Here is a 26109-nt window from a genome sequence, read left to right as displayed (position 1 = left end):
CACATGGTGGTCCTTCAGCTCATGCGCTGTCCCTGCCACGCCCCGTTAAACCCAACGGTTTTTATCGGGGCTCGCTTACCGAAAGCTGACAGACCTGCGCAATCTATAAAACGAAGGCGACCCATGTGGGCGGGCCGCTTGCCGTTGGCAGCGATATCGCCGTTACGCCTCAGATCAGCCATTCGGCGCGCTTGCGATCAGCGGCAACCGCATTGGGACGACGCGCCGGATTGACACTCAGCCAATCCACCGCGTTTAATGACTGATCGACGTATGACTTCACGCCCCCTGCTCGTGGGCTCTTCGACCATGCAGGATTGGCCATTCGGATTGCGCACACTTGCTTTCGAATTCGAATACCTCGCGCCGTTACCGGCTCGTGCTCCAGGCTGAGTTCGCGTGTGGAGGACGATTGGGTTCCGATTCGTCAAAATGCTTAATGAGCTCGTCAGCCTATCTCCCTGTAAGGCGCGAAAGCTAGACGCAATTAGCGAGTTCGAGAGAAAGCAGCGCGGATGCGACTCGGCGCCGATGTCCACCAGGGAGGGTGGATAAATGCGCTATCTGTCGCATCCGCTTCGCCGGAACGCTGGGGGCGACGTGACTCGGCACCCCCCATTGGAGGAAGGAAGGCGCTGTCCCTATCACGTGCCGCTGGCTTAGTAGTCAGCCTCGGGGATCACAAGGCTAACCCACCCGGCTTTCCCGTGAGGCCCGCCGCCTCAGGGTACAGTGGGACTTTAGCGAGAGAGCGGCCTCGGGCAACCTACCAGTATTGGTAGTCATGCACAGCACGGCGGCGCAAATGGACAAGCATACCGCGTTTAACTACCTGCATGAAGGCAGTAGGCTTCGGCCGGTTCGGCGGTATCGGCCGCTCCGTAACTTCGTTATCCAGAGCGTCTTTGCGTATAAGCACTGGAGCTCCCTCACTACACCGCGGCCTTTGTCGGGCCGATAGCTCCCGGCGCTGTTCGCCATTCTGGCAAAGTTCTCGTTGCCCACCGCCTCTACGCTGCCCTTGATTTGCGAGAGATCAAGGTGCGGCGGCGAGCGTTGGCTTCGAGGCGTTTGTCCCTCGGGCTAGCGTCTGCGGCAGGCTTCCTGCCCTTTTGGAGCGCAGTTGCGCGATGAAGTTCGCGGCGAACAGCTCGATGTCAGGCACAGCCCTTGATTTTGTAGAGGCGCAAGCGTCTGCATGCTCTTCTTTCACCAAGCATCGGTCAATTCATTCTCTCGCGGGCGACCAAACGGCTTGCGTTCCCAAAATGAAGCCACACGAGCAACGCAATGACGACTATGCGTGCCGCAATGCAGTCGCGCCTTTTGCGTACAGTCAGCGCGTGGCTCCGAATTCCCGCAGGATCTTCCGCGATGGATCCCGAGAATTCGCGCGGCCTCAACCTGTGAGGCTGCGGGGCGATCAGCGTTGATGTTATCTGTGCTCAGCATAGCTTTGAATTCGCGTCTGCCGGTTCCTCAACGGCATGCCACCATTTTGGTTCGCCGAAACTCGGCGGAACGACTCGCAACATCGAAAAGTGCGCATGTGCGGGATCGGCTGCGAAAATACACGCGGAAGAGAAGTGCTGCCGCCGTCGTCGAGCGGCCCGCCATGATCTGTTCGGCGAAGGCGATCGAAAAGGACCCTTAGCTGCGCAATGCTAAGGTAGACTATCTGATTTACGCGCTTGCCTCTTCGGCTCGCCAAAAACTGCGATGTATCGTACGCGCGGCAAAGATCCGTCGCCTGCCGAACCGCAATCGGCGGCGTTGGCGGCGTTGGCGGCACCACGATAATTCAGCCTCCTCTGCAGCTTAAGCGAGGTCAAAGGAAGCTGTGACCCATAAGAAGGCGCAAATCGACGTCGCTGATCCAGATCAGAGAAACCCTCCCTTGGTGACAAAAAGCGATCTCCAGCGGCGCTCGACATGGGGCGGCGGCCTCGACTCATGCTGACGCTTGCCAAGGAACGTGTCCGCCAGCTTATGCAGCAGATCGCGAGAGCATCCCAAGGTTCTGGCTGACAGCAATCGACAGCCAGGATCGGGCATGGCTCACCCATTAGTGTGTTGAGGTATTCCGAGCCCAGAAGGTTCGAATTAGAGGGGAGGCAGCGCGGGCCGGCCCTCCGCGCTGTTCAAAGCTCTGAAACTGCCAACTCCGCGCTGCCAGCGGAGTTAAATGACGATGTGACTCGGCGCTCGTCAAAGGGGCCCTCGGAAAGCGCTGTCCCTATCACGTGCGCCACTAACTTCGCTCGCCAGCGTCGCGGTACTGCAACGCTGCCACCTCGCACCCTTGGGCGGCTGCCCGGGGCACCCTGCCTTTTATCGTCGAGACGTCCCGCAAGGCACCTGCCAGATTTGGTCGGCTGAGCTGGCTTGCGAGGGAGAAACTGAAGCGTTATGCCGACCACTCCTGCCCCCGCACCCAATCCTGAAGCCGCTTATCGCGAGGGGGCAATTATGAGCTTCTGGCCTGTTCACCGTAGGCACGCATCCGATTCCAGACTTCCGCATCATTGGAGCGCACCTGGAGATAAAGACGCAATATCCAGGCCATAGGTCGAGCCATAGCAGTCTGTCTGATCGTTGCGAGAACCGCGAAGGCCATTTCCGCTCGCTAGGTAGACCTGCCTAAGGACGGTTGAACCATCCACCGCCTCCTCGCCCACGGTCTAGCTAAGGACTCCAATCAGCCGAACTGGTGGCGAATTCGACAGCGGAAATAGAGTCCTGTGGCGAAGCCCGGGGTTTCCACTTCGGTATCGGCTAGATGGAGAGGTTGTGCGGTTTCTAGCAGTATCAGTTCCACGCACGCAAAGCCGTTCGCTCGTGTCTTTTTCTTCGCCTGGGCATCCGATTGCACGACGAGCTCATGGCGGCCGTTACACTTGGTCATGATCCGAGCAAGGATGCTCGAGATGATCAGTTCCCCCCACGTCGTCTTGTCGAGTGGCGCCAGCGCAGGTGCGTGCACCTCGTTGGGGTGCGCGATAACCTAGAGGTTCGATCGTGGGGGAGGCCGATTGCAAATTTTCCTTGCAGACGAATCCAGACAAGGCGATCTTACGTCTCGCGCGAGTACTTGCCCGTGTGGCCGCGAGGGAAGATCATGAAAGACAGCTCATCGATCGAAGCGAGGAAAAGAGCGACGATCTATGCTCGATTCTCAACCGATCTTCAGAACGAGCGATCGATTGAGGATCAGCTTTCACTTTGTCAGATCTATGCCGAGCGCGAAGGATTAATTGTTGTCAGTACGCATGAAGATCGAGCTCGTTCGGGCGGGTCTGTCATGGGCCGCGAAGGCCTTCTACGGATGTTGGACCAAGCGCGGGAGAGATCCTTTGACGTGGTGATCGTCGAAGCGCTCGATCGCCTCTCTCGCGACATGGAAGATCTGGCTGGCATTCATAAGCGGCTGTCATTTCTCGGGATCGAGATCCGGGCGGTCCACGAGGGCGTCGTTAACACTGTGCTGGTGGGCCTTCGCGGCTTGGTCGGACAACTTTATCGCGAGGACAATGCGCACAAAGTGCGTCGCGGCCAAGCGGGTCGGGTTAAGCAAGGTTTGGCTGGCGGGGGCCTGACGTACGGATACGCAGCGGTCCCTGGAAGAAGTGGTGAACGAGTGGTTGTCGAGGCCGAGGCACAAGTGATCCGGCGCATTTTTCAGGAATACGTGGACGGTCGTACGCCTCGGGAAATCGCGTATGATCTCAACAACGAGGGGGTACCACCTCCGCGGGGGCGAGGCTGGAATGCGTCAACAATCAATGGCAATCATGAGAGGGGCGCCGGCATTCTACTAAACGAACTTTATGTGGGACGCCTTGTCTGGAACAAAGTCAGGATGGTGAAGGACCCCGACTCCGGAAAACGCCTGTCACGACCTAATCCGAAGAGTGACTGGCAGATGGCTGAAGTTCCACATCTTGCAATTGTCAATCCAGGGCTATTCACGGCTGCTCAGCAACGCAAGGAAGAGCGCGGTCACATCCACCCCAGCCACCAACGCCGGGCTCGTCGGATGCTATCCGGACTGCTCCGGTGCGGCTCATGCGGTTCGGGTATGGCAACCAATGGACGCGATAAGTCAGGGCGCATTCGTATTCGCTGCTCCGCGTCGAAAGAGAGCGGCACATGTTCTGATGCCAAGACCTTTTATCTAGACGCGGTCGAGAGTGCAGTCCTCAGCGGGCTCAGGGCCGAACTGCGTGCACCGAAGGTGTTTTCGGAATACATACGAACGTATCTGGAGGAGCGGAAGCGCCTCCTAGCTACATCACATGCAAAGCGACACCGCCTTGAGCAGCAGCTAGGGCAGTTGAGTCGAGAAATCGAACGACTGGTGGATGCGATCGCGAAGGGACATGGCGATCCGTCCGTTCTCGGGCCGCGATCAACTACCTTAGATGCCGAACGAAAGCGGATATCTGAGGAGTTGCAAAGCGAACCACCCGCCCCGAACGAAATTGCGCTGCATCCGGCCATCCTCAAAAGATATGAGGAGCAACTCGGTAGGCTTGAAGAAGCAGTGGGTAAAGGTGTCAGTGCAGGCGACGGAGAGGCCGCGGAAGCCATTAGAGACTTGGTCGAGACGGTCACCGTGTTCCGCCAACCGGGACGCCCAGGTGGTTTAGCCGTCGAGATAGCAGGCCGGCTGAACTCCCTGCTCGGCGAAAAGGCCTATCCAAATCAAGTCAAAGGAGTGTGGGGAAAGGTGGTAGCGGGGGAGGGACTCGAACCCCCGACCCCAGGATTATGATTCCCGTGCTCTAACCAGCTGAGCTACCCCGCCACAGGGATCGCGGCGGCGAATAAGGCCGATCTCGCGAACGCGCGGCATATAAGGAAGGGGGCGGGGGTAAGTCAATCCGCCTTCGCTAAAGCTTCCGCCTTCGCCAAGGCTTCGGCGCGACAAGTCGGCGCGACAAGTCCGCTTCGGCCCGATTTCTCACCAGAATTTGCGATTTTTTACGGCGCCGGTCTCGTGGAGGGTCCCCCTCACCCGGAATCCGCGCGTCGCGCGGATTCCGGCCTCTCCCCGGCGGGGAGAGGCGAAGGGAAGCGGCCCTTATTTCGGCCTGACGTTCGGGTCGCCGCCGGGGCTGCCGGGGGGCGGGATCACCGGGGTGTTGCCGCCGGTGCTGGGCGCGGGGGCGTGCATATCGGGATCGACGCCCGAGGGCGGGCAGAGCACGCCGTCGGTCTTGGCGAGCTTGTCGCCGAGCGGTTCCCGGGACTGGCCGGTCGTGGTGCCGTCGGGGGTGGTAGCCAGCCGATCGGATGGCGCACAGCCGGCGGCGCGTTGCGGGGATGGCGGCGCGGTCTGTTGTGGCGGCGTCGCCGGGGCGGGCGGGGCCTGCGCGATCGCGCTGCCAGAGGCGGCGATCAGGAGGCCCGCAAGAATGAGGTTTGTCGTGCGCATGGGACGGAAACGCGCAGGGAGGGCGGGCTGTTCCCGGCGCGGAGTGCGATGTGATCGGGCCCCGTCTCCGGTTTCCTGCCTTGTCATTGCGAGCGCAGCGAAGCAATCCAGAATCCCTCCGCAGAGACAGTCTGGATTGCTTCGCTGCGCTCGCAATGACGGGATGACTCGCGAGATATCGCGCTCGGAGAGAGCCCTCTCCCCAACCCTCCCCGCTCGCGGGGGAGGGAGCGCACTGCCGTCTTGGCGGCGTGCCGGGCTCTCGCAGCTAGGTCTTGCGGTAGCGGATCAGCGAGAAATGGCCCATCGGCGGCATGGGCCTGCGCTCGGTGAGCGCGACGCCGCCGTGCCTTGTGGCCCAGCCCTCGAGGCGGGCCCACGGGAATTCCGGGCGCCAGCCGAGGCGGCGGGCGATGGGCGCGAAGGCGAGCTCGAACAGCTTGCGAGGGCCGCTCTCCGCACCGATGTGGTTGACCAGGATCAGCTCGCCGCCCGACTTGAGCACGCGCACGAACTCGTCGAGCGTGCCTTCGGGATCGGGCACGGCGGTGATGACATATTGCGCCACCACGGCGTCGAAGAAATTGTCGGGAAAGGCGAGGTTCTTCGCATCCATCACCGAGAGCACTTCGACGTTGGACAGACGAAGCGCGCGGACGCGCGCCTGCGCCTTGCGCAGCATCGGCTCGGAGATGTCGACGCCGCAGACCTTCGTGGTGCGCGCGTAGTCGGACAGCGAAAGACCCGTGCCGACGCCGACGTCGAGGACGCGGCCGCCGATGCGATCGGCTTCCGCGATCGTCGACTGACGGCCGGCGTCGAACACCTTGCCGAACACGAGATCATAGACCGGCGCCCAGCGGCCATAGGCCTTCTCGACCCCGGCCCGCGAGATGTCTGCTGCCATGCCCCCTGCCCTTGCTTACTTCACCTCTCCCATAGGGAGAGGTCGGATCGCATCGCAAGATGCGATCCGGGTGAGGGGTTGCAGTCTCAACGGGAGTTGCGGCCCCTCACCCGGATTGCTTCGCAATCCGACCTCTCCCCGCTGGGGAGAGGTGAACCCGGCCCTACCAATTGCGCTTAAAATCGTCATTCCGTCAGCCGCGCACGGCTTCCGCGAGCGGGCGCGATGTACCCGCACCGAGCTTGGCTGCGGCGCTCTGGATGAAGCCGCCGCCGAGCACGTGGGCCTGGCCTGAAGGTGCGTCGTAGAACACGCAGGCCTGTCCCGGCGAGACGCCCTCTTCGCCGGCGACGAGCTCGACCTCGTAACGGCCATTGCTGCCGCGCAGCCAAGCTGCTTGCGGACTGCGGGTCGAGCGCACGCGCACGAACATCTCGAGGCCGGCACCGATGGCGCGGTCGATGTCGCCATCGCCGATCCAGTTGACGTCGCGCAGGGAGATGCGATGCATCTTCAGCGCATCGCGCGGGCCGACCACGACGCGGCGGGTCGCCGCGTCCAGCCGCACCACGAACAGCGGCGAGCCGGAGGCGATGCCGAGGCCGCGGCGCTGGCCGACGGTGAAATTGGCGATGCCGTGGTGCCGGCCGAGCACGCGGCCCTCGAGATCGACGATGTCGCCGGGGTCCATCGCATTGGGGCGCAGGCGCGTGATGATGTCGGTGTAGCGGCCCGTCGGCACGAAGCAGATGTCCTGGCTGTCGTGCTTGTCAGCGACCGCAAGCCCGAAGCGGCGCGCGAGCTCGCGAGTCTCGGGCTTGGTCATGTCACCGAGCGGGAAGCGCAGGAAGTCGAGCTGCTCCTGCGTCGTCGCGAACAGGAAATAGCTCTGGTCGCGGTCGGCATCTGCCGCGCAGACCAGCGCGCGCGAGCCGTCGGCCCGACGGCGCGAGGCGACGTAATGACCGGTGGCGAGCGCCTGGGCGCCGAGCTCGCGGGCGGTCTTCAAGAGGTCACGGAATTTGACGCTGCGGTTGCACTCGATGCAGGGCACCGGCGTCTCGCCGAGCGCGTAGGAATCGGCGAAGTTGTCGATGACGGACTCGCGAAAGCGATCCTCGTAATCGAGCACGTAATGGGGAATGCCGAGCTTGGCCGCGACGTCGCGGGCGTCGTGGATGTCCTGACCGGCGCAGCAGGCGCCCTTGCGATGGGTGGCCGCGCCATGGTCGTAGAGCTGCAGCGTGATGCCGACGACGTCGTAGCCCTCAGCCTTGAGCAGCGCAGCCGTCGTCGAGGAATCGACGCCGCCCGACATGGCAACGACGACCCTGGTGTCCTCGGGACGGCCTTCGAGATCCAGACTGTTGAGCATCGGCCCTGAAGCGTTGTGACGGCGGCGAAGCGCGATCCGCGATTGCTGTGCTTTCTCGGGGGACAGCGGCGATCCCCCGGAACCTTGGTTCCCGAAGAGCACGACTGCCCAAGTCGAAAGCGGCTGAGAGTAACCTCTTTAATATAGGCGGCATTCCGGTGAAGCAATCACGCGGGCCCCCGGTTAGGGCAATTCTTGCCGGGGCGGCAGAAATGGCGGGGTCGCGGCCAGCCGCCCGGCATTGCCCCTGCATCATCAAAACCTTGATTATATTGATGAAATACCCGATTTCGGAGGCTGGCCCACTCCTTGCTCCCTCTGGTCCGAAGTTGCTTGCAAGGGGTTGCCTGTGGTCGGTCGGATGTCAGATGTCGTGGCAAGCGTGCAAATCCAGAGCGCGCAGCAGAAGCCTGCCCGCTCGCAAGCCCCGAAGGACGCGCCGGCAAGCGATGATTTCGGCTCGCTGGTCGACAGCAACACGCAGGCCATCAGCAACAACGCGCCGGCGCAGGACACCCCACCGCGCCGGAGCGAGCAGACCTCGTCCGCCCCGGCGCCCGAGCGGCCTTCGCGCGACAGCTCGTCCACGGACCAGTCGTCGCAGAGCAAGGCGAGCGACGACACCGACCCGTCTGCACCGGTCGAGAATGACAGGGCCGAGGCGTCCAGCGATCCGGCCAAGGACGCCGGCAAGGTCAAGGAAAAATCCGAGACGGCGGACGCCAAATCGGCGGACAAATCCGACGAGACCGAGGGCGAAACGACCGACGGCACCGAGGTCGTCACGGCCGCGGTCGACGCGGCTGCCGCCGCGCCGCAAGATGTGACGCAGACCGCCCTGCCCGATCCCGGAATCATCGTTGCCGCGCCGGTCGTCCCGGTCGATCCGAATGCAGCTGCGAACCAGGCTGGCGATGCCGCCGCCGCGCCGCTGGCGATCGCCTCGGCCGCTCTTGCCGCCAGCGCCTCCACGGCGGCGCAAATCGCCGGCACCAAGACCGATACCGCCACGACGAGCGACAAGAGCGCCAAGGCCGCGGGCGCCGAGGTCGATGCCGACACCACGACGACGCTCGGCGAGGCCGCAGCCGGCACGACCGAGACCACCTCGACCGATGCAAAAGCTGGTGGCGGACTGATCGCCGCCGTCAGCCAGGGCACGCCCAAGACCGCGTTCAAGGACGCCGCTACGGCGCAGGCCAACACCGACGTCTCCAATATCGGCCAGGATACCGGCAAGGCGAACCTCGCCACGGCGCAGGCACCGGCCGCCAATGCCGCACATGCGCAAGGCTTGGAGCCGCAGGCCGATAACGTCGCGACCGAGGCGAAGGCGGGCCCCGCCGACCGCGCCGCCGATCCGGCCCAGGGCACGCCGCCCGCGCATGCGGGCGCGCAAGCCACGATCGCTCCGACGGATATTAGCGCGCAGGCCGCCTCCGCCGTGCAGGCGCCGCTAACCAATACGACCTCGGCCGCCACAGCATCGACCGCGACGCTCACCGCGACCGCGGCGACCCACAATGCGGCGGTGCCGGTCAGCGGCATCCCGATCGAGATCGCGGCCGCCATTCGCGCCGGCAAGTCGCGGTTCGACATCAGCCTCGATCCGGCCGAGCTCGGCCGCATCGACGTGCGCATCAACGTCGACCGCGCCGGCAACGTCACCTCGCATCTCACCGTGGAGAAGCCGGAGACGCTGCAGATGCTGCGCCAGGACGCGCCGCAATTGCAGCGCGCGCTCGACGATGCCGGCTTCAAGACCGGCAGCAACGGGCTGTCCTTCAGCCTGCGCGACCAGAATTCATCGGGCCAGAACTCCGGCCAGAACAACGACAATGGCGGCAATGCCCGCCGCCTGATCGTCAGCGAGGACGACAGCGTTCCCGCAGCGCCCATCGGGCGCGGCTATGGCCGCATGCTCGGATCGAGCAGCGGCGTCGATATCAGAGTGTGAGGAGTATCAGGCAATGACCACCACGAATGCCGCCACTGCGCCAGCGGTCGTCTCCGGAACGACCGACATTCCGAAATCCTCGTCGAATTCGTCGATGAGCTCGACCACGGGGTCGACGCTCGCCGGCAATTTCCAGACCTTCCTGACCCTGCTGACGACGCAGCTGCAGAACCAGAACCCGCTCGATCCGCTCGACACCAACCAGTTCACCCAGCAGCTGGTGCAGTTCGCCGGCGTCGAGCAGCAGCTCAAGACCAACGATGCGCTGTCGCAGCTCGTCACCCTGCAGCAGACCACGCAAGCGACCCAGGCGCTGGGCTTCGTCGGCAAGACCGCGCTGGTCGACGGTTCGACCGCGACCATGAAGAACTCGTCGGCGACCTGGCATCTCAACGTGCCGACCGATTCCACCGTCGACATCACCATCGCCAATTCCAGCGGCCAGACCGTGTTCACCGGCAAATATAGCGCCGCCGCCGGCACCGACATCCCCTTCACCTGGAACGGCATGGGCAATGACGGCACGCAATGGCCGGACGGCAAGTACACGATCTCGGCCACGGGCAAGGACGTCGCGAACAACAATGTCGGCATCGCCGCGCAGGTGCAGGGCGTGGTGTCGTCGGTCGACCTGACCCAGTCGCCGCCGCTGCTCACCATCGACGGCGCCAGCTACACGCTGAGCCAGGTGAAGAGCATTATTGCGACGACGAGCAATTGATAGTGGAACACTGCCAGCGACGGATTCAGTGTCATCCCCGCGAAGGCGGGGATCCATAACCCCAGGACGTCGTTTTCGCATGAGGTCTTAACCGGAGTCGTCGCCCAACTACTCCCTGGGGTTATGGATCCCGGGCTCGCGCTGCGCGCGCCCCGGGACGACAAGAGAGGGCCTTGCGGCATCCCCGAAGACCCCGTTCGTTAGTAGAGTATTTACCTTCTGCCCCGCTCAGCCGGCCGAGATTGCGTCTGCCGGCCGCCGCGCCGGCCGCGTTCCCGCAAGTTTCAACGAGAATTGTATTGAACCCTTAGGCTTAGCGGATTTTTAAGCCGCGGGGGTTACGGTTACGGCGTGAGTTCAGTGGTTGAGAGTTTGTGAGTACGCCATGACAGAACCCCATCGCCCGAGGGTGAAATACGTCATCGGGCCGGACGGCAGTCCGTTGACGATCGCGGACCTGCCTGCACCCGGCACCAAACGCTGGGTCATCCGCCGCAAGGCCGAAGTCGTCGCCGCTGTCCGTGGTGGACTTCTCTCCCTCGAGGAGGCCTGCAGCCGTTATACCCTGACGGTCGACGAATTCCTCTCCTGGCAGTTTTCCATCGACCAGCATGGTCTGGCGGGTCTTCGCACCACCCGCATTCAGCAATATCGCCAGTAGGCGACCCGGAAATCTGCGGCTTTTGACGAAAATCGGCCTCGCCCTGCGAGGCCGATTTTTTTCATGATGCACTTTTGTCCGACCTCTTAACCTTCGTTAACCATATCGAAACCATCACCTAGGCAATAATTGCCCAGTCGGCCGCTCGGTTGCGGGTCGGATTGGTCGGGGCGGTTGCTTGCAAGGTCTTGGGGACTTCTTAAAAAGTATCGGCGCCGCCCGGTTCGGGGCGATGATCGCGGTCACCGCCGCGCTCATCGGCTTCTTCGCCTTCGTCATCATGCGCGTCACCACGCCGCAGATGACGACGCTGTTCACGGACCTGTCCGTCGAAGATTCCTCCAGCATCATCAAGGACCTGGAACGCCAGGGCATCCAGTTCGAGATCCGCAATGAGGGCTCCATCATCATGGTGCCCAAGGACAAGGTCACGCGGCTGCGGATGAAGCTCGCCGAGGGCGGCCTGCCCAAGGGCGGCGGCGTCGGCTACGAGGTGTTCGACAAGTCGGACGCGCTCGGCACCACCTCCTTCGTCCAGAACATCAATCATCTGCGCGCGCTCGAGGGCGAGCTCGCCCGCACCATCCGCGCCATCGACCGCATCCAGGCCGCCCGCGTCCACCTGGTGCTGCCCGAGCGGCCGCTGTTCGCCCGCGAGGCGCCGGAGCCGTCGGCCTCGATCGTGGTGCGCGTCCGCGGCGCGCTGGAAGCCCAGCAGATCCGTGCCATCCGCCACCTCGTCGCCTCCGCCGTCAACGGCCTGAAGCCGCAGCGGGTCTCGATCGTGGACGAGGCCGGCCAGCTGCTCGCCGACGGCGCCCAGACCGATCCGGAGCAGGCGCTCGGCGACGAACGCCGCATCTCCTTCGAGAAGCGGATGCGCAAGCAGGTCGAGGACATCGTCTCCTCGGTGGTCGGTTCGGGCCGCGCCCGCGTGCAGCTCTCCGCCGATTTCGACTTCAACAAGGTCACCCAGACCTCGGACAAGTTCGACCCCGAAGGCCGCGTGTTGCGCTCGAGCCAAACCCGCGAAGAGCAGAGCATGACCGCCGACAACAACGGCCAGGTCACCGTCAACAACGAGCTGCCCGGCAACCAGCAGAACAACGGCGTCGCGGCCAAGGACCAGAGCAAGAAGACCGAAGAGACCAACAATTACGAGATCTCCCGCACCACCAAGACCGAGGTGACCGAGGCCGGCCGCGTCAACCGCATCTCGGTCGCGGTGCTGGTCGACGGCATCTACACCAAGAACGACAAGGGCGAGCTCGCCTACCAGGACCGCACCAAGGAGCAGCTCGACCGCATCGCCACCCTGGTGCGCTCGGCGATCGGCTTCGACCAGAAGCGCGGCGACCAGGTCGAGGTCGTCAACCTGCGTTTCGCCGACGCGCCCTCTACCGCCCCGATCGGCGAGCCCTCAGGCTTCCTCGGCATGCTGCAGTTCACCAAGGACGACGTCATGTACTTCGTCGAGCTCGGCGTGATGATGCTGCTCGGCCTCGTCGTGCTGTTCCTGGTGATCCGCCCGCTGGTCAAGCGCATTCTCGCCTCCGACGAGGTCGCCGCCGCCATCTCCGGCGTGCTGAGTGGCCCCGCCGCTTCGGAAGAGGCTGCGCCGGCCAGCCAGCCGCTGCTGCCGAGCGGCGCCGCCAGCGCCATCGACGTCGCCACCATCCAGGGCCAGGTCCACGCCCAGTCAGTTCACCGCGTCGGCGAGCTCGCCGAACGCAATCCCAACGAAACCGTCGCCATCATTCGCCAATGGCTCACCGAGCCAACCAAGTAACCGCCAAGTAAATCAAGAAGTGATCTGACATGGCCGCCTCCTTGCAAAACGCCAACTCCAACGACATCACCAGCGTGATCTCCACGCTCGGTCAGCGCGCCGGCAGCCGTGCCGCCGACGGCAAGGGCGCCGCGCAGCTGTCCGGTCCGCGCCGCGCCGCGATCCTGATGCTGGCGCTGGGCGAGCAATATGGCGGCAAGATCTGGGGCCTGCTCGACGACGACGAGGTGCGCCAGCTCTCGCTGGAGATGTCGACGCTCGGCACCGTCGAGGTCGACACGGTCGAGGACATGCTGCTCGAATTCGTCTCGCGCATGTCGGCCTCGGGCGCGCTGATGGGCAATTTCGACGCCACCGAGCGGCTGCTGCAGCAATACCTGCCGCCGGAACGCGTCAACGGCATCATGGACGAGATCCGCGGCCCCGCCGGCCGCAACATGTGGGAGAAACTCTCCAACGTGCAGGAAGAGGTTCTCGCCAACTACCTCAAGAACGAATATCCGCAGACCATCGCGGTGGTGCTGTCGAAGCTGAAACCGGAGCATGCCGCGCGTGTGCTCGGCATCTTCCCCGAGGATCTCGCGCTCGACGTCGTCAACCGCATGCTGAAGATGGAGGCGGTGCAGAAGGAGGTGATCGAGAGCGTGGAGAAGACGCTGCGCACCGAATTCATGTCCAACCTGTCGCAGACCCGCCGCCGCGACGCCCACGAGGTGATGGCGGAAATCTTCAACAATTTCGACCGCCAGACCGAAACCCGGTTCATCACCTCGCTGGAAGAGGACAACCGGGAATCGGCCGAACGCATCAAGGCGCTGATGTTCACCTTCGACGACCTGGTGAAGCTGGATTCCGGCTCGGCCCAGACCTTGATGCGCAACGTCGACAAGGACAAGCTCGGCGTCGCGCTCAAGAGCGCCAACGAGGACGTCCGCAACTTCTTCTTCGGCAACATGTCTTCGCGCGCGGCCAAGATGCTCCAGGACGACATGGCCGCGATGGGGCCCGTGCGCCTGCGCGATGTCGACGAGGCCCAGGCGCTGCTGGTCAATCTCGCCAAGGACCTCGCCGCCAAGGGCGAGATCATGCTGACCAAGAACCGCGCCGACGACGAGCTGGTGTACTGATGGCCGCTCCGGCAAAATTCCTGTTCGATACCGACTTCGCGGCGCCCGAGCGCTCGCCGCGCGAGAAGGCCGCGACCGCGGCCGAAATCGCGCAGAAGGTCGCGGAAGCCGAGGCGCGCGCCTATCAGGACGGCTTTGCCGCCGGCCAGCGCGAGGCCAAGGCCGAGAGCGACCGCCGCGTCGCGCTCGCGATGGAAGAGATCAACATCGCCATCCGCGGCGTCGCCGCCGGAATCGGCAACATCGAGACCAGGATGGAGACGGAGGCCGTCGAGGTCGCGGTCGCGGTGGCGCGCAAGCTGTGCGCCGACCTCGTCGCCGCCGAGCCGCTCGGCGAGATCATCGCGCTGGTCAAGGACTGCTTCTCGCATCTGGTCGCGACGCCGCATCTCGTCGTCCGCATCAACGATGCGCTCTACGACAGCGCGCGCGAGAGGATCGAGCGGCTCGCCAAGCAGAGCGGCTTCGAGGGCCGGCTGGTGATCCTGGCCGAGCCGGACATTGCCACCGGCGACTGCCGGATCGAATGGGCCGATGGCGGCGTCGTGCTGGAGCGCGGCGCCATCGCGGCCAAGATCGACGAAATGGTCGGACGCTACATCGCGTCCCGCAGGGGGAGCTAAGCCATGAGCGACACTGACGGACAGGTCCCGCTGCCCGATCTCAACGGCCCGATGCCGCCTGCCGGCACCGACGTCGGCTACAACGAGGACGAATATGCGGCGCGCGCCGCCGCCGACCTCGAAGCGGTGTTCGACGTGCCGGTGCAGGTCTCGGCCGTGCTCGGCCGCTCCAAGATGGACGTCGGCGAGCTCCTGAAGCTCGGACCCGGCACCGTGCTCGAGCTCGACCGGCGCGTCGGCGAGGCCATCGACATCTACGTCAACAACAAGCTGGTCGCCCGCGGTGAGGTCGTCCTGGTCGAGGACAAGCTCGGCGTGACCATGACGGAAATCATCAAGGCCGACCGCGGCTGACACGCAAGGACATGACGCGCGCCGGCGCGAACAGACGGACAGGAGACTGACATGCGGCTTCTCATCGTTGGCACATTGAAGGGCCAGCTCACCACCGCCACCAAGATCGCGATGGAGAACGGCGCCACCGTGACCCATGCCGAGGATCACGAGCAGGCGATGCGCGTGCTGCGCGGGGGCAAGGGCGCCGACCTCCTGTTGGTCGACGTCGCGCTCGACATCCGCGACCTCGTGCTGCGGCTGGAAGCCGAGCACATCCACGCCCCGATCGTCGCCTGCGGCATCACCAACGACGCCCGCGCCGCCGTCGCCGCGATCCATGCGGGGGCCAAGGAATACATCCCGCTGCCGCCGGATCCGGAGCTGATCGCCGCGGTGCTGGCCGCCGTCGCCAATGATTCCCGCGAACTGGTCTATCGTGACGATGCGATGGCGAAGGTGATCAAGCTCGCCCAGCAGATCGCCGGCTCGGACGCCTCGGTGATGATCACCGGCGAATCCGGCACGGGCAAGGAAGTGCTGGCCCGCTACGTCCACACCCGCTCGGCCCGCGCCAAGCGTCCGTTCATCTCGATCAACTGCGCCGCGATCCCCGAGCATCTCTTGGAATCCGAGCTGTTCGGCCACGAGAAGGGCGCCTTCACCGGAGCGGTCGCCCGCCGCATCGGCAAGTTCGAGGAGGCGACCGGCGGCACGCTGCTGCTCGACGAAATCTCCGAGATGGACGTCCGACTGCAATCCAAGCTGCTGCGCGCCATCCAGGAGCGCGTGATCGATCGCGTCGGCGGCACCAAGCCGGTACCGGTGGACATCCGCATCATCGCGACCTCGAACCGCAACCTGGCGGAAGCCGTGCGCGAAGGCACGTTCCGCGAGGACCTGTTGTTCCGCCTCAACGTCGTGAACTTGAAGATTCCGCCGCTGCGCGAGCGTCCCGCCGACATCCTCGAGCTCGCTCAGCATTTCGTGAAGAAATACGCCGAGGCCAACGGCGTGCCGATGCGCCCGCTCTCGGCCGAGGCGCGCCGCGTGCTCTCCGCCAACCGCTGGCAGGGCAACGTCCGCGAGCTCGAAAACACCATGCACCGCGCGGTGCTGATGGCGCAGGGCGACGAGATCGGACCCGACGCCATCATCACGCCGGACGGCGACCGCCTCGACCTCGCCAAGACCGCACCGGCCGTGGCGCATGCCACCATGGCCGCCGAGCAGGTGACGCGCGCGCTGGTGGGGCGCACCGTCGCCGACGTCGAGCGCGACCTGATCCTGGAGACGCTGAAGCACTGCCTCGGCAACCGCACCCATGCCGCCAACATCCTCGGCATCTCGATCCGCACGCTGCGCAACAAGCTCAACGAATATGCCGACGGCGGCATTCCGATCCCGCCGGCGGGCACGCCCGGTGAATATCCGCGGATGCCGATGATGGGGGCGTGATCCCTCGAAGCACACGAGCTGACGACGAATGCCCGGGCTAGACCCGGGCATTTTTGCTTGATGCAGGCCGCCAGCACGTCATTGCGAGCGCAGCGAAGCAATCCAGAATCCCTCCGCGGAAAGACTCTGGATTGCTTCGCTGCGCTCGCAATGACGGCGTTGAGAGCGCTCGTCGCATAACGGGCGCGCGCCACGCGACTAGGTCGCGCCTGCGTCAGGCCCTATAACCCGCCCGAAACCACGCGAGGGACCACATGTCTGAAGCTCAAATCACGGATTGGCTGGCGTCGCAGAAGCAGGCGATGATCGACCTGCTCCGCGACGTCGTGAACATCGATTCCGGCTCCTACGACAAGGAAGGCGTCGATACGGTCGGTGCGCGGTTCGAGCGGCATTTTGCCGAGCACGGCATTCCGTTCCGACGCGAAGCCAACGCCACCTTCGGCGACGCGATCCATGCCGAGGTGGCAAAGCCCGGCAGCAACGAGAAGCCGGTGCTGTTGATGGGGCATCGCGACACCGTGTTCGGCAAGGGCGAAGCCGGGCGGCGGCCGTTCACGATCCGGGATGGCCGCGCCTATGGACCCGGTGTCGCCGACATGAAGTCCGGCCTCGTCATGAACGTGTTCGTGGCCACCGCCTTCCACAAATTCGGCAGCTCACCGCATCCGATCAAGGTGCTGATCACCTCGGACGAGGAGATCGGCTCGCCCTCCTCGCGCCCGGTGATCGAGCGCGAGGGACGCGCGGCCCGCGCGGTGTTCAATTCCGAGCCGGGCCGGCCCACGGGCAACGTCGTCACCGGGCGCAAGGGCGGCATCTTCATGCACATGGCCATCACCGGCAAGGCCGCGCATTCCGGCGCCAATTTCGCCGCCGGCGTCAGCGCCATTGGCGAGCTCGCGCACAAGATCGTGCAGATCCACGCGCTCACCGATCTCGACAAGGGCATCACGCTCAATGTCGGCCTCGTCTCGGGCGGGCAGTCCGTCAACACGACGGCGCCTTACGCGGAAGGGCAGATCGACTTGCGCTATGTCGATCCGGCCGATCGCGCGCGGATCATGGCTGCGATCGAAAAGATCGTCGCGACCTCCTCCGTGCCGGGCACCAGCGCGACGCTGTCGATCAAGGGCGAGTTCGTGCCGGTGGTGCAGAGCGCGGAGTCGAAGGCCCTGTTCGAAGGCTATCAGGCGGCCGCAAGGCAGGTGGGCCTCACCACGCTGCAGGGCGAGTTCTCCGGCGGCTGCGCCGATTCCGGCTTCACCGCCGCGGTCGGCACGCCGACCATCTGCGGCCTCGGCCCGGTCGGCGGGCTCGCGCACACGCCGGAGGAATATCTGGAGATCGACAGCATCGTGCCACGCGCGCAGGCGCTGGCGCTGGCGATTCTAAGGGGTTGAGCGCGGTGCCGTAGGGTGGGCAAAGGCGCACTTGCGCCGTGCCCACCATCTGGCTTCGCTGGGTAGAAATGGTGGGCACGCTTCGCTTTGCCCACCCTACGAGACCTTCCGAGCCTCACGAATAACTCGGCGCGTCCGGCTTGCGGAAAATGTGGATGGGATCGCCCGGCACGATCGGAGAGCCGGAGAACATCGCATAGGCGTAGAGCGCGAGATAGGCGATCGCGAGCGCGCCGATGGCGTAGAAGGCTAGAGTCGCGACGCGCTTCATCGATCCGCTCCATGGTCATCCCGGCGGGAGGCTCAAGCAGCGCTTCTAGAGCGATGAGGCGGAAAAGACCAGCCTTGCGCGAGGCGCGCCGTCGGCGGTCAAATGCCGCGCCGGCCGCGCGCGGGAAGACTGACATCGGCGAGCCTGGCCGCGTCTTCGTCCTGATCGACCGCCACGTACTGGCCGTGCCAATAGGCCAGGGCGGCGGTGCGGGTCGAGCTCCTGATGTCCCTGACACGGCCGATGACGATGCCGTGTGAGTGGCGCTCGACGATCTCCTCCACTTCGCAATCGAAGGCCGAGAGCGCGCCGGCCAGCAACGGAACACCCGAGACCGCGGTCACCCACTGGCTGCCTGCAAAGCGATCGGCGCCCTTCAGCCCGCCCTTGCCGGCAAAGCGTTCGGCGACGTCAAGCTGGTCGGCATTGAGGATGTTCACGCCGAAAGCGCCGTGGCGGCGGATCAGCGGGAAGGACGAGGCGTCGCGGTTGATGCTGACCAGCAGCGTCGGCGGCTCGACCGACAGCGAGGCCACCGAGGTCACCGTCATGCCGGTGATGTCCTTGCCCCGCCCGGCGGTGATGACGCTGACGCCGCCGGTGAGGTGGCGCATGGCGCCGCGGAAATCGGCGGACGAGACGGGAATTTCGGTCATGAGATCGCGGGGCACTACATTCATGGCGTTGCTCCCCGAAAGCGGGGTTCCCTTTATCTAGGTACGATCGTCCGCCGACAACAGGTGGCTCAGGATCGAGCCTTCGAGGCCTGCCAGCTCGGCCGAGCCGCGCTGGCGCGGCCGGGCGGCGTTAACCGTGACGTCGTGGGCGATGCGCCCCTCCTCGATGACCAGCACACGGTCGGCCAGCGCGACCGCCTCGGCAACGTCGTGGGTCACCAGGATCGCGGTGAAGCCCTGGTCGCGCCAGACCCGCTCCAACAGGCGCTGCATCGAGATGCGGGTCAGCGCATCCAGCGCGCCGAGCGGCTCGTCGAAGGCGAGCACGCGTGGCCGGGAGACCAGCGCACGGCCGAGCGCGACGCGCTGCTTCTGGCCCCCTGAGAGCACCGAGGGCCATTGGTCGCGCTTGTCGGCGAGGCCGACCTCGATCAACGCCTTCTCGGCGCGCGCATGCGCATCGCTGGAAGCACGGTCGCGGCCGAGGCCGACCTCGACATTGGCGAGCACGCGGGCCCAGGGCAACAGCCGCGGCTCCTGGAACATGACGCGGATGTCCTCGGGCTGGATCTCCTGACCGAAGCTGATGCTGCCGGCGTCGATCTTCTCCAGCCCGGCGATCAGGCGCAGCAGCGTGCTCTTGCCGCAGCCGCTTTTGCCGACGATGGCGACGAACTGGCCGGCGGGAATGTGAAGGTCGATGCCGCGCAGCACCTCGTTGTCGCCGTAGGACTTTCGCAGGCCGCGGATGCTGAGCGGCAGACCGCTGGCCTGAACTCGGCGTTCTTCTTGCCGCTCCTCGCGCGCCACGCGGGCGTGAGGCGCGAAATTGGCGCGGCTGGCGAGCTCGGTCTCGGGAAGAGAGGTACGAAGCGCTGTCTGCATGTGATTCCCAGTATTTCTGCTCAACGTTTCTGGAAGGCGGGGTGCCAGGAGAGCGTCAGGCGCTCCAGCACCCGGGAGGCGCTGTCGGCGAGCTTGCCGAGCAGGGCATAGATCAGGATCGAGAGCACGACGACGTCGATCAGCATGAACTCACGCGCCTGCATCGCCATGTAGCCGAGGCCCGAGGAGGCCGCGATGGTCTCGGCGACGATCAGGGTCAGCCACATGATGCCGAGCGCGAAGCGGATGCCGACGAAGATCGAGGGCAGCGCGCCCGGGAAGATGACGCGGCGGAACAGTTCGCCGTCGGTCATGCCGTAGATGCGGCCCATCTCGATCAGCTGCGGATCGACGGTGCGGATGCCGTGCAGCGTGTTGAGGTAGATCGGGAAGAACACGCCCAGCGCCACCAGGAAGAGCTTTGCGCTCTCGTCGATGCCGAACCAGAGGATGACCAGCGGGATCAGCGCCAGATGCGGCACGTTGCGCACCATCTGCAGCGTGGTGTCGGTGAGCTTGGCCGAGAGCTGCGACAGGCCGTTGGCGAGGCCGAAGGCGAAGCCGATGCTGCCGCCGATCAAGAAGCCGATCGAGGCGCGCCAGAACGACACCCAGATGTTACGGACGAGCTCGCCGGAGAGCAGCAGCTTCCAGCCGGAGAGCACGACGTCGCTGGGCGCCGGCAGCACTCGCGTCGGCACGAAGCCGGTCACGCTCGCGACCTGCCAGATCGCGATGATGGCGAGCGGCACGATCCACTGGATCAGGCCGTCGGCGCGCGGCAGGCGGATGCTGCGCGGAAGCGAAATGCTGTCGATCAGGCTCATGATTGCGACACCCGGTGCTGCGGACGGAAATCGCTGCCGACCGTCTCGCCGAACGGACCGCCGTTGAAATGCAGCTTCGTCACGTTGCTCGGCTGCTCCAGCGCGAGCAGCGGGAACACCAGCTCGGCGAACCGATAGGCTTCCTCCAGATGCGGGTAGCCCGACATGATGAAGGTATCAATGCCGAGATCCTGATACTCCTTGATGCGGGCCGCGACGGTCTGGGCGTCGCCGACCAGCGCGGTGCCGGCGCCGCCGCGGACGAGGCCGACGCCGGCCCACAGGTTCGGCGCGATCTCGAGCTTGTCGCGCTTGCCGCCGTGGAGCTGCGCCATGCGCTGCTGGCCGACCGAGTCCATGCGGGCAAAGTTCTTCTGCGCCAGCGCGATGGTGTCGTCGCTGACATGCTTGATCAATTCGTTCGCGGCACGCCAGGCTTCTTCATTGGTCTCGCGGACGATGACATGAAGACGGATGCCGAAGGAGAGTTTTCGGCCGCGCGCGCTCGCGACCTCCCTCACCTTGGCGATCTTCTCGGCAACGAGCGCCGGCGGCTCGCCCCAGGTGAGATATTTGTCGACGGTATCGACGGCGACGTCGATGCCGGCATCGGAAGAGCCGCCGAAATAGAGCGGCGGGCGCGGCGACTGCACGGGGGGAAACAGCAGCTTGCCGCCCTCGATGCGGATGTGCTTGCCCTCGACGTCCACCGTCTTGCCGGCGAGCAGGTCGCTGTAGACATTCAGGAACTCGCGGGTGACATCGTAGCGCTCGTCGTGAGCGAGGAAGATGCCGTCGCCCTTGTTCTCGACGGGATCGCCGCCGGTGACGACGTTGACGAGCAGCCGGCCGTTCGAGATGCGATCGAGTGTCGCGGTCATGCGCGCGGCAACGCTCGGCGATTGCAGGCCGGGACGAACGGCGACGAGATAGCGCAGCCGCTCGGTGAACGGCGCGACCGAAGAAGCGACGATCCAGGAATCCTCGCAGGACCGCCCGGTCGGCAACAGCACGCCGAAATAGCCGAGCTGATCGGCGGCCTGCGCGATCTGGCGCAGATAGTTGAAGTTGACCTCGCGGCCGCCGATGCCGGTGCCGAGATAGCGGCCGTCACCATGGGTCGGCAGGAACCAGAGGATGTTGGCGTTGGATTGGGTCATCGATGTGCCCCTAGCCGTAAGTCGTGCCGACAGCGGCGGCGACGATGCCGATCGAGAGCACGATGGCTGCGATCATGCGTTGAACGATACGCCTCATGTTCAGACCTTTGGAAATGGGAAGAGTTGTAGGCACGGTCAGGCTGCCGGGTTGCGCCAGACGATGTCGCGGATATGAATCGGCTTCGGGATCAGGCCGAGCTTGTAGAAGCGGTCGGCGACGCCCTGCTGGGTCGCGACGATCTCGTCGGTGACCGGACCGATCACGAAGTTTGCGCGGTTGGCGGCGACGGTCTGGATATCCAAGGGAACGCCGGTGATCGCGGCGAGCGATCTGGCGACCTCGTCGCGATGCTGCTCGGCCCATGTGCCGGCCGCAGCAGTGACCTCGACGATCTGCTGCAGGATGGCACCGTGGTTCTTCGCGAACTCGCGGTTGGCGATGAAAAAGGAATTGGTCTTGGTGACCTCGCGCGCATTGATCAGGATGCGGCCGTTCTGCTTGGTCTCGCCGATCGCGAAATAGGGATCCCAGATCGCCCAGGCCTCGATGCTGCCATTGGCGAAGGCGGGCCCGGCGTCGGGCGGCGTCAGGTAGACCGGCGTGATGTCGGCGTAGGTGAGGCCGGCCTTCTCCAGCGTCTGCACCACGACGTTGTGAGCGCTGGAGCCCTTGGTGAAGCCGATGCGCTTGCCCTTGAGGTCGGCGATGTCGCGGATCGGCGAATCGTTGGGCACCAGGATGCCCTGGCCGTTGGTGATGGGCTGGCCGGCGGCGTAGACGATCGCCGCGCCCGCGGCCTGGGCAAACACCGGCGGGGAATCGCCGACCGCGCCGAAATCGACGCTGCCGACGTTCATCGCCTCCATCATCGGCGGACCCGAGGAGAACTCGATCCATTTCACCTCGATGCCTTGCGACGTGAAATGTTTTTCCAGGGCGGCCTGCTGACGCGTGATGACCAGCACGCCGGTCTTCTGATAGCCGATACGAATTTCCTTCACCGCGCCTTGCGCGATCGCGGGGGACGCGAACGCAGCGGCGGCGACAGTTCCAACCGACAACTTCAGAAAGTCTCGACGCTGCATTCCACACTCCGGGCCGCGTGCGGCCGTCATCATTCACGTGTGCGGAATGATGGTGCGGGCCGTCAGAAGTGTCGAGACGTCCGGGAAAATAGCGATGCGAGCACTGCGGTTCATGCTGCGCGCGTGATCAATCTTTCAAGCGGCGAGGCGAATGAGGATGGAATTTTTCTGCACGCAAATGTGAGAGCTGCACGGATTTTGTCCAGGCCAGACGAACGGAACACAAAAAGTCGCAAAACAACCCCATGCACAGTAGCCGGGGCGCGCGAAAACAATGACTTACGTATTATCCGAAGCACGTTTGACTCGTCGGGCAAAACAGGAGCAGAATGGCATGATCGCGGATCAAGGGCTGAGGTGTGAAGCCCCCTCTCCCACTTCCACTGTCATTCCCCGCGAAGGCGGGGAATCCAGTACGCCGTGGCCCATCGATTCAACCACAACTGTCTCGGAGTACTGGATCGCCCGGTCAAGCCGGGCGATGACACCGAACGTGTGACGCGCCACGTGCCCCAAGCACTTCCGGCCTAATGCAGCCACCTCACCGGCAGATTCTGCAGCCCGCGAAAGGCCCAGCCGCCGATCCGCACCTCTTCATCGTCGGCGAGCTCGATGCGCCCCGCGCGCGCGAACAATGTCGGCAGCGCGACGTCGGCGATCATGGCGCGCGAGGCGAAGGCGCCGGCGCAGAAATGCGGGCCGGCGCCGAAGGCGACGCTCTTGGAGGTGTCGCGCCGCACGTCGAACTGATCGGCGCGCTCAAAATGCTTCTCGTCGCGGTTGGCGGAGCCGAACATCAGGAACACGCGTTCGTCGCGCTCGAACGAGACGTCGCGAATGGTCCAGGGCTTGGCGATGCGGCGCGGCGACATGCCGATCGGCGAAATCCAGCGGGCATATTCCTCGAAGGCCTGCAGCCAGGTCACCTCGCCGCCCAGGACCAGATCGAGCTGGTCGGGATGGGTCAGCAGCGCCCAGACCGTGCCGGCGATCGCCTTGCGCGGCTCGTTCTGGCCGCCTGATATCGCGAGTTTTACATTCGCGCGCACGCTCTCCATCGGCATGCCCGAGCTAAGGAGCACGCCCAAAATGCTCTGGTCGGGATGCTTGCGCATCACCGGCAGAATGTCGTCGATCGCGGCGTCGATGCCCGCGGTTGCCGCATGGCAGCGCGCCTCGACCTCGGGATCGCCGGCATAATTGGCAATGCCCTCGATCATGCCTTGCGACCACGCGTCCATGTCCTGAAAGCCGATATTGGTGAGGCCGGTGATCGACTTCAGGCATTCGCCGGAGAACGGCAGCGCGAAGTCGCGCATGAGATCGATCCGTCCCGGTTCGAGCGAAGCGATGATGCGATCCGCATGGTCCTGGAACTGGGCGGTCCAGTGCGCCTTCACCGTCTTCGGCGAGACCGTCGGAAACATCGCGCGACGCTCGACGAGATGCGCCTCGCCGTCCTTGCGCATCATGTTGTGGCCCATCAGCCGGTTCATCAGGCCGGCGGGCTGGTGGGAGGAGAACACGTCGATCTGCTTCTCGGAGATCGAGATGTCGTCGCGGCTCGCCAGCAGCGTCGAGCCGAGCTGCGGCACGAACGCGATCGGCGCCTCCTTCCGCATCCGGGCGAGCATCGGATAGGGATCGGCCCAGAAGGCGGCCGGGTCGATGTCGATGCGCGGCGCGGTGCTCAAGCTTCGCTCCCTTGTCGTCTCCTTGATGCCAAGGCTAGCGCCTTCGCGAGCCGCCGTCTGTCCCCAGCGATTGGGACGGGCGGCCTCGGGGGGCGTACCTTCAAGACCAAAGTACGCGCGGGCGAGACAGCGAGGTCCGCATTGCCCACAACGGCGGATGCTGACGATGCATAGGCGAACTTTCGTTAAGGGCCATTTTCAGCCCCTTGCACCGCAGCAAATGGCTTCCTCATTCGATGACCTCGTCGGCACGCGCAAGCAGCGTCGGAGGCATTTCGAGGCTCAAGGCGCTGGCGGCCTTCAGGTTGATCACCAGGTGGAATTTGCTGGGCCGGTAGATTGGGATGTCGCCCGGCCTGGTCCCGTTGAGAACCTGGTGGACATCAACGGCAAGTCGTTCGGCAAGCTCACCGAGATCCGGCGCATAGCTGATCAGCCCACCCGAATCCGCATAGTCGCGGAAGGGATAGATGATCGGAAGATGAAGTTTCCCGGCTAGCTCGGTGATCGAGGCGCGTCGTGCCAAAAAGCTGCCGCTCGCGTCAACCATGGCAGCGTCGAACCGCTGTGACGTCAACTCGGCAAAGGTCCGTCGGAGTTGCTCTTCGTTCACCTCCGGAAGGAAATTCCAGCTCAGCACGATGCCCAGGGCCTGCCCTGCCTTCTGAAGCGACAATCCCAGGGGAGTATCCATCAAGGTACGCGACGATGTCAGGTAAGCGACCTTAGCGGCCGAGGGCATCGCCTCCTTCAGGATTTGCAGGCGCTTCGCGATGATTTCGTAACCTGCATCGATGCTGACGCCCGTCAGGTTGCCTCCGGGATGCGCGAGGTTTGCAACCAATCCTGTCGCGATCGGGTCTCCCATGATCGCGACAATCGGTATCGTTGTCGTGGCCGCGGCGAACGCTTCGATCAGCTCGTTAAGATTTACAACGATCACTTGCGGATCGCTGCCAACGACGGCAGCGGCGAGAGACGTAAAGTGCTGGGAGCGCCCCTCGGCTGAATAACGCTGGACGACGATATTGCTGCCTTCGGCATAACCGAGCTTACGCAACGTTTGATAAAACCGCCGCACCCAGAAGGGGCCAGCAGTCTCGGTCAACTGATCAGCAGGGATACCCGAATGAACCAACGCAATGCGGTGTTGCCGCCGCGCCTGCTGTGCTCGCCCCGCGAGCGGCCAGGCGGCTGCCGCACCGCTCACAAGCGTGATGAACTGCCGTCGCTGCATCGCCAATCCCCGATGCTCCCAACCCGAGCGTAAGCAATATTTGGCGCAGGTCCAGGCGGATATACGCACCCTTGCATCAACGCATATCGGCGTCCACGAACGTCGGTACGCTCCCGTCAGGGCCTGGCCCAGCTCGACGGGTTCGGCCATCGTGTATCCTTGTCTGCTTCCAACTCAGATGGCAGCTCCGGCCAGCAAGAAAACGCCGCCAAGCGCGACCATCACAAGTCCGGGCCAGTTCGATTTGACGCCGAAGCCGCTACCGGGCCTTTCAGGCTCCAGCGTATCACTCCCGGAGCGAAGCCACTTCCCACCGCTGAACCGGCCTCGCCAAATGGGCTGATACGCCATTTGGAACACGCCTCCGAAAACAAGGAGCACTCCAAGCAATATGAGAGTCATGCTCACCTCCTCTACCCGCGAACGCCGATAGGTTGCGGCGCCGAGAACCGTGGCCCATTCAACGTCTGCCCGCGGAATC

The 26109-nt window shown here is 64.4% G+C and carries 20 protein-coding genes, 1 tRNA gene and 1 pseudogene; 10 read left to right on the top strand and 12 right to left on the bottom strand.

Going from position 1 to position 26109, the window contains the following annotated elements; all coding sequences use genetic code 11:
• Window positions 1-2881: 2881 nt before the first annotated feature.
• On the top strand, window positions 2882-4774 hold the full coding sequence (locus ACNJYD_RS07685; RefSeq protein ID WP_439367422.1) for a recombinase family protein: 1893 nt from the start codon (window positions 2882-2884) through the stop codon (window positions 4772-4774).
• Here the strand turns inward: ACNJYD_RS07685 and ACNJYD_RS07680 are convergent.
• The 4 genes from ACNJYD_RS07680 to mnmA form a co-directional block, all read right to left on the bottom strand.
• Window positions 4731-4807, bottom strand: a tRNA-Met gene (locus ACNJYD_RS07680). The genes ACNJYD_RS07685 and ACNJYD_RS07680 overlap by 44 nt on opposite strands.
• A gap of 276 nt (window positions 4808-5083) precedes the next feature.
• Window positions 5084-5437 carry a hypothetical protein gene (locus ACNJYD_RS07675; protein WP_212254348.1) on the bottom strand — a complete coding sequence of 118 codons (354 nt, stop codon included), beginning with the start codon at window positions 5435-5437 and terminating at the stop codon, window positions 5084-5086.
• A 268-nt stretch (window positions 5438-5705) separates the two neighbouring features.
• Entirely contained in the window at window positions 5706-6344 is a 639-nt protein-coding gene (locus ACNJYD_RS07670) for a class I SAM-dependent methyltransferase (RefSeq protein WP_172784657.1), read from the bottom strand.
• Window positions 6345-6537: 193 nt separating this feature from the next.
• Window positions 6538-7719 (bottom strand): tRNA 2-thiouridine(34) synthase MnmA, encoded by a 1182-nt coding sequence (gene mnmA / locus ACNJYD_RS07665; protein ID WP_439365796.1) that lies wholly within the window; start codon window positions 7717-7719, stop codon window positions 6538-6540.
• A gap of 349 nt (window positions 7720-8068) precedes the next feature.
• On the opposite strand from mnmA, the gene ACNJYD_RS07660 reads away from it, so the two are divergent.
• The 9 genes from ACNJYD_RS07660 (at window position 8069) to ACNJYD_RS07620 (ending at window position 17791) form a co-directional block, all read left to right on the top strand.
• Window positions 8069-9676 carry a flagellar hook-length control protein FliK gene (locus ACNJYD_RS07660; protein ID WP_439365795.1) on the top strand — a complete coding sequence of 536 codons (1608 nt, stop codon included), beginning with the start codon at window positions 8069-8071 and terminating at the stop codon, window positions 9674-9676.
• 13 nt (window positions 9677-9689) lie between these two features.
• Complete coding sequence (locus ACNJYD_RS07655) at window positions 9690-10397, top strand: flagellar hook assembly protein FlgD (protein ID WP_212254345.1); 708 nt, start codon at window positions 9690-9692, stop codon at window positions 10395-10397.
• A 385-nt stretch (window positions 10398-10782) separates the two neighbouring features.
• On the top strand, window positions 10783-11058 hold the full coding sequence (gene sciP / locus ACNJYD_RS07650; RefSeq protein ID WP_002714638.1) for a CtrA inhibitor SciP: 276 nt from the start codon (window positions 10783-10785) through the stop codon (window positions 11056-11058).
• Between the two features lie 178 nt (window positions 11059-11236).
• Complete coding sequence (gene fliF / locus ACNJYD_RS07645; protein WP_212254344.1) at window positions 11237-12847, top strand: flagellar basal-body MS-ring/collar protein FliF; 1611 nt, start codon at window positions 11237-11239, stop codon at window positions 12845-12847.
• Between the two features lie 29 nt (window positions 12848-12876).
• Window positions 12877-13974, top strand: a complete 1098-nt coding sequence (fliG, locus tag ACNJYD_RS07640) for a flagellar motor switch protein FliG (RefSeq protein WP_172784662.1) — start codon at window positions 12877-12879, stop codon at window positions 13972-13974.
• Window positions 13974-14597: a FliH/SctL family protein gene (locus tag ACNJYD_RS07635; protein WP_172784663.1), complete on the top strand. Its 624-nt coding sequence runs from the start codon at window positions 13974-13976 to the stop codon at window positions 14595-14597. Before fliG ends, ACNJYD_RS07635 begins: the two co-directional genes overlap by 1 nt.
• Before the next feature lie 3 nt (window positions 14598-14600).
• Entirely contained in the window at window positions 14601-14951 is a 351-nt protein-coding gene (gene fliN, locus ACNJYD_RS07630) for a flagellar motor switch protein FliN (protein ID WP_172784664.1), read from the top strand.
• A gap of 51 nt (window positions 14952-15002) precedes the next feature.
• Window positions 15003-16388, top strand: coding sequence for a sigma-54-dependent transcriptional regulator FlbD (gene flbD, locus ACNJYD_RS07625; protein ID WP_212254343.1), 1386 nt, complete (start codon window positions 15003-15005; stop codon window positions 16386-16388).
• A 254-nt stretch (window positions 16389-16642) separates the two neighbouring features.
• Complete coding sequence (locus ACNJYD_RS07620) at window positions 16643-17791, top strand: M20 family metallopeptidase (protein ID WP_172784666.1); 1149 nt, start codon at window positions 16643-16645, stop codon at window positions 17789-17791.
• 115 nt (window positions 17792-17906) lie between these two features.
• On the opposite strand, the gene ACNJYD_RS07615 is transcribed toward ACNJYD_RS07620, so the two are convergent.
• The 8 genes and pseudogenes from ACNJYD_RS07615 to ACNJYD_RS07580 all read right to left on the bottom strand — a co-directional run bounded on the left by ACNJYD_RS07615 (window position 17907) and on the right by ACNJYD_RS07580 (window position 25778).
• Window positions 17907-18062: a hypothetical protein gene (locus ACNJYD_RS07615; protein ID WP_212254342.1), complete on the bottom strand. Its 156-nt coding sequence runs from the start codon at window positions 18060-18062 to the stop codon at window positions 17907-17909.
• Window positions 18063-18160: 98 nt separating this feature from the next.
• The gene (locus tag ACNJYD_RS07610; protein ID WP_212254341.1) at window positions 18161-18742 is read right to left on the bottom strand and encodes a flavin reductase family protein; all 582 of its coding nucleotides are present in this window, start codon (window positions 18740-18742) and stop codon (window positions 18161-18163) included.
• Window positions 18743-18775: 33 nt separating this feature from the next.
• Window positions 18776-19411 (bottom strand): annotated as a pseudogene (locus ACNJYD_RS07605) (ABC transporter ATP-binding protein); the annotation flags it as partial.
• Window positions 19412-19644: 233 nt separating this feature from the next.
• Window positions 19645-20451, bottom strand: a complete 807-nt coding sequence (gene ssuC, locus ACNJYD_RS07600) for an aliphatic sulfonate ABC transporter permease SsuC (RefSeq protein ID WP_172784670.1) — start codon at window positions 20449-20451, stop codon at window positions 19645-19647.
• A complete protein-coding gene (ssuD, locus tag ACNJYD_RS07595) occupies window positions 20448-21611 on the bottom strand; it encodes an FMNH2-dependent alkanesulfonate monooxygenase (RefSeq protein ID WP_439365794.1) in 1164 nt (387 codons plus the stop codon). Before ssuD ends, ssuC begins: the two co-directional genes overlap by 4 nt.
• A gap of 135 nt (window positions 21612-21746) precedes the next feature.
• The gene (locus ACNJYD_RS07590) at window positions 21747-22697 is read right to left on the bottom strand and encodes a sulfonate ABC transporter substrate-binding protein (RefSeq protein WP_439365793.1); all 951 of its coding nucleotides are present in this window, start codon (window positions 22695-22697) and stop codon (window positions 21747-21749) included.
• A 527-nt stretch (window positions 22698-23224) separates the two neighbouring features.
• Window positions 23225-24391, bottom strand: coding sequence for a cytochrome P450 (locus ACNJYD_RS07585; RefSeq protein WP_439365792.1), 1167 nt, complete (start codon window positions 24389-24391; stop codon window positions 23225-23227).
• A 229-nt stretch (window positions 24392-24620) separates the two neighbouring features.
• Window positions 24621-25778 carry an ABC transporter substrate-binding protein gene (locus ACNJYD_RS07580; protein ID WP_439365791.1) on the bottom strand — a complete coding sequence of 386 codons (1158 nt, stop codon included), beginning with the start codon at window positions 25776-25778 and terminating at the stop codon, window positions 24621-24623.
• Between the last annotated feature and the right edge of the window lie 331 nt (window positions 25779-26109).

The sequence above is a fragment of the Bradyrhizobium sp. SPXBL-02 genome (genome assembly GCF_051853065.1).
Taxonomy (GTDB): Bacteria; Pseudomonadota; Alphaproteobacteria; order Rhizobiales; family Xanthobacteraceae; genus Bradyrhizobium.
This window is presented reverse-complemented; position numbering and strand designations above follow the sequence as displayed.

Bases quoted from the DNA above. Each gene is read 5' to 3' on its own strand.
- ACNJYD_RS07620 (WP_172784666.1), top strand. From the start codon at position 16,643: ATGTCTGAAGCTCAAATCACGGATTGGCTGGCGTCGCAGAAGCAGGCG.
- ACNJYD_RS07655 (WP_212254345.1), top strand. From the start codon at position 9,690: ATGACCACCACGAATGCCGCCACTGCGCCAGCGGTCGTCTCCGGAACG.
- fliN (WP_172784664.1), top strand. From the start codon at position 14,601: ATGAGCGACACTGACGGACAGGTCCCGCTGCCCGATCTCAACGGCCCG.
- ssuC (WP_172784670.1), bottom strand. From the start codon at position 20,451: ATGAGCCTGATCGACAGCATTTCGCTTCCGCGCAGCATCCGCCTGCCG.
- ACNJYD_RS07580 (WP_439365791.1), bottom strand. From the start codon at position 25,778: ATGGCCGAACCCGTCGAGCTGGGCCAGGCCCTGACGGGAGCGTACCGA.
- mnmA (WP_439365796.1), bottom strand. From the start codon at position 7,719: ATGCTCAACAGTCTGGATCTCGAAGGCCGTCCCGAGGACACCAGGGTC.
- sciP (WP_002714638.1), top strand. From the start codon at position 10,783: ATGACAGAACCCCATCGCCCGAGGGTGAAATACGTCATCGGGCCGGAC.
- fliG (WP_172784662.1), top strand. From the start codon at position 12,877: ATGGCCGCCTCCTTGCAAAACGCCAACTCCAACGACATCACCAGCGTG.
- ACNJYD_RS07590 (WP_439365793.1), bottom strand. From the start codon at position 22,697: ATGCAGCGTCGAGACTTTCTGAAGTTGTCGGTTGGAACTGTCGCCGCC.
- ACNJYD_RS07610 (WP_212254341.1), bottom strand. From the start codon at position 18,742: ATGAATGTAGTGCCCCGCGATCTCATGACCGAAATTCCCGTCTCGTCC.
- flbD (WP_212254343.1), top strand. From the start codon at position 15,003: ATGCGGCTTCTCATCGTTGGCACATTGAAGGGCCAGCTCACCACCGCC.
- ACNJYD_RS07635 (WP_172784663.1), top strand. From the start codon at position 13,974: ATGGCCGCTCCGGCAAAATTCCTGTTCGATACCGACTTCGCGGCGCCC.
- ssuD (WP_439365794.1), bottom strand. From the start codon at position 21,611: ATGACCCAATCCAACGCCAACATCCTCTGGTTCCTGCCGACCCATGGT.
- ACNJYD_RS07675 (WP_212254348.1), bottom strand. From the start codon at position 5,437: ATGCGCACGACAAACCTCATTCTTGCGGGCCTCCTGATCGCCGCCTCT.
- ACNJYD_RS07685 (WP_439367422.1), top strand. From the start codon at position 2,882: ATGGCGGCCGTTACACTTGGTCATGATCCGAGCAAGGATGCTCGAGAT.
- ACNJYD_RS07615 (WP_212254342.1), bottom strand. From the start codon at position 18,062: ATGAAGCGCGTCGCGACTCTAGCCTTCTACGCCATCGGCGCGCTCGCG.
- ACNJYD_RS07670 (WP_172784657.1), bottom strand. From the start codon at position 6,344: ATGGCAGCAGACATCTCGCGGGCCGGGGTCGAGAAGGCCTATGGCCGC.